Below are 2,061 nucleotides of genomic sequence, written 5' to 3'. Positions count from 1 at the left end.
TTCGCTTCCAACTTTGGCAGTCTGCTGGTGTTCATCCCGACGGGTGCCACCTGGTGGGTCACCGGCTTTGCAATGGCAGCCGCGCAGATCGCGGGCGCCAGCCTTGGCGCGAGGCTGGCAATGCACGTCGGGGCGGGGTTGGTCAAGCCGTTGCTGGTCTTTGTCTCCTCGGCGATGGCGATCCGGCTTTTGTGGCAAGCACTGGCAGGCTGATGCTGCAGCTGCATTGTGTCGCACCCGATTGAGGGGCTGGCAAAGACCACCTACATTTGTCGGGAAAGGAAACTGCCATGTCCGATCTCGACTCACCCTCCACCCCGCTTGACCGTCACAAGACACCGAACGGCATCTCTGACCGCGTCGCTCTGGGCATCGTCAAGTTCATGCGCGTCTTTGCCGACGCCTTCTTTTCCAAGCGTTACGGCCACCGGGCCGTCGTGCTGGAAACCGTGGCCGCCGTGCCCGGCATGGTTGGCGGCATGCTGCAGCACCTCAAATCACTGCGCCATATCCGCGAGGATGAAGGCTGGATCCGCGAGATGCTGGACGAGGCCGAAAATGAGCGGATGCACTTGATGACCTTCATCAACATCGCGCAGCCGTCCTTTGTCGAACGCATGCTGATCATGTTCGGCCAGGCGGTGTTCTTCAACGCCTACTTCTTCCTCTACCTCTTTGCCCCCAAGACAGCGCATCGCGTGGTGGGTTATCTCGAGGAGGAAGCGGTGGTCAGCTACACTGGCTATCTTGCCCAGGTTGACAGCGGCTTTGTCGAAAACGTGGCCGCGCCCGCGCTTGCCATCACCTACTGGAAGCTTGCGCCCGATGCCCGCCTGCGTGAGGTCATCATTGCCGTGCGAGCGGATGAGGCGCGCCACCGTGACACCAATCACGAGTTCGCCGATGCCCTGGCCAAGGCCTGACCGCTAGCCTTCGGCCCAATCTGCCGCCTGCATTTCGCGCAGGCGGCTGGCCGTGCGTTCAAATTCAAACGACCCGGCGCCTTCGATGTAAAGCCGCTCTGGCGCATCGGCGGCTGAGCAGATCAGCCGAACCCGCGCCTCGTACAGCGCGTCAATCAGCGTGACAAAGCGTTTGGCCTCGTTGTAGTTCGTTGAGGACAGTTGCGGGATATTCTCAAGGATCAGCACCCTAACCGCGCCCGCAATCGCCAGAAAATCCGCCGGGCCCAAGGGCTTGGAGCACAAATCCCAAAAGCTTGCCCGCCCCACGCCACTGGCAAAGCGCGGCAGTTCGATTTGGCGGCCATTCACCGGCAAAACCAGCGGCACCCCAATGGCACCCCCGGTCAGATCAGCCCAGATTGCCGAAATGCTGTCGCCCGCTGTGCGCGCTGGGTGGAAATACACCTGCGCACCCGCCAGCCGATGTTGGCGGTAGTCGGTCGGGCTTTCCAGTTCCCGCACCTCCAGTCGCGTCTCCAGCATGTCGATGAAAGGCAAGAACAGCGCACGGTTCAACCCGTCTTTGTACAGATCCTGCGGCGGCCGGTTGGAGGTGGTGACGATCACCACCCCCGCACCAAACAGCTTTTCAAACAATCGTCCCACAATCATCGCATCGGTGATGTCGTTGATCTGCATCTCGTCAAAGGCCAGCAGCCGGATGTCTTGGATCAGGGCTTCGGCCACCGGGGCCAGCGCATCCTCCACCCCCTGTTTTCGCGCCGCATGCATGCCTTTGTGCACCTCTTGCATGAAGGCATGAAAATGCACCCGGCGTTTTTGCGTGATGTTGGTGGCTTCGGCGAACATGTCCATCAGCATGGATTTGCCGCGCCCGACCCCGCCCCACAGGTACATCCCCTTGGGCGGCATCACCGGCTTGGCGAAGAGCCCCGCAAAAAGGCCTACCTTACGGGTAGCGTTGGCTTCCAGCCAGACGCGCAATTCCTCAAGCCGTGCCAGGACCGCGTGTTGTGCAGGATCAGGCCGCAGCGTTCCCGCCGCCACTCGGGCCTCATAGATCTGGGTCAGTGTTTCGCGCATGGCTTGGCTTAGCGCGCCGGGAACCGTCTGGAAACCCTGAGCATGCGGTCAG

2 protein-coding genes and 1 pseudogene are annotated in these 2,061 nt (G+C 61.4%); 2 read left to right on the top strand and 1 reads right to left on the bottom strand.

The features are described from left to right. Window positions 1–213 (top strand): annotated as a pseudogene (locus tag RMO18_RS11830) (hypothetical protein); the annotation flags it as partial. Window positions 214–290: 77 nt separating this feature from the next. After that, on the top strand, window positions 291–923 hold the full coding sequence (locus RMO18_RS11825) for an alternative oxidase (protein ID WP_309666117.1): 633 nt from the start codon (window positions 291–293) through the stop codon (window positions 921–923). Between the two features lie 3 nt (window positions 924–926). On the opposite strand, the gene zapE is transcribed toward RMO18_RS11825, so the two are convergent. Continuing rightward, window positions 927–2,009: a cell division protein ZapE gene (zapE, locus tag RMO18_RS11820; protein ID WP_309666116.1), complete on the bottom strand. Its 1,083-nt coding sequence runs from the start codon at window positions 2,007–2,009 to the stop codon at window positions 927–929. Window positions 2,010–2,061: the final 52 nt, after the last annotated feature.

Origin of the sequence: Tabrizicola sp., from assembly GCF_031377265.1 — a bacterium.
Classification (GTDB): Bacteria; Pseudomonadota; Alphaproteobacteria; order Rhodobacterales; family Rhodobacteraceae; genus JAUYQR01.
The sequence above is the reverse complement of the archived record's forward strand: the minus strand, read 5'-3'. Positions and strand labels throughout refer to the sequence as shown.

Excerpts from the sequence above, each read along its gene's own strand:
- RMO18_RS11825 (WP_309666117.1), top strand. The coding sequence starts at position 291 with ATGTCCGATCTCGACTCACCCTCCACCCCGCTTGACCGTCACAAGACA.
- zapE (WP_309666116.1), bottom strand. The coding sequence starts at position 2,009 with ATGCGCGAAACACTGACCCAGATCTATGAGGCCCGAGTGGCGGCGGGA.